1 pseudogene is annotated in these 278 nt (G+C 35.6%); it reads left to right on the forward strand.

The features are described from left to right. Positions 1–71 precede the first annotated feature (71 nt). Positions 72–278, forward strand: a pseudogene (locus tag RYX56_RS22045) (peptidylprolyl isomerase); the annotation flags it as partial.

The following is a 278-nucleotide window of genomic DNA, read 5'->3' on the forward strand; positions in this document are numbered from 1 at the left end:
CTTCCATTTTATTACGAAAAAGATAAAATGAAAAACATAGTGTAATAAAGTAAAAATTGGAGGAAAGATATATGAGGAAGAGCTTATTCAATCTATTCACTCTTTTAACAATGGTTATCATGTTATCAGCTTGTGGGACAAGCGATAAAACCGAACCGGAAAAAGCGAAGAACACCGCGCCTAAAACAGAACAGAAGGAAGGGAATCAAAAAGTGGCAAATTCAGTTTATCCTCAGCTTACGACAGAAGTAGCCGAGAATGAAAGACTTGTTGAAATG

The sequence above is a fragment of the Alkalihalophilus lindianensis genome, assembly GCF_032843265.1.
GTDB classification, from domain to species: Bacteria; Bacillota; Bacilli; order Bacillales; family Bacillaceae_D; genus Alkalihalophilus; species Alkalihalophilus lindianensis.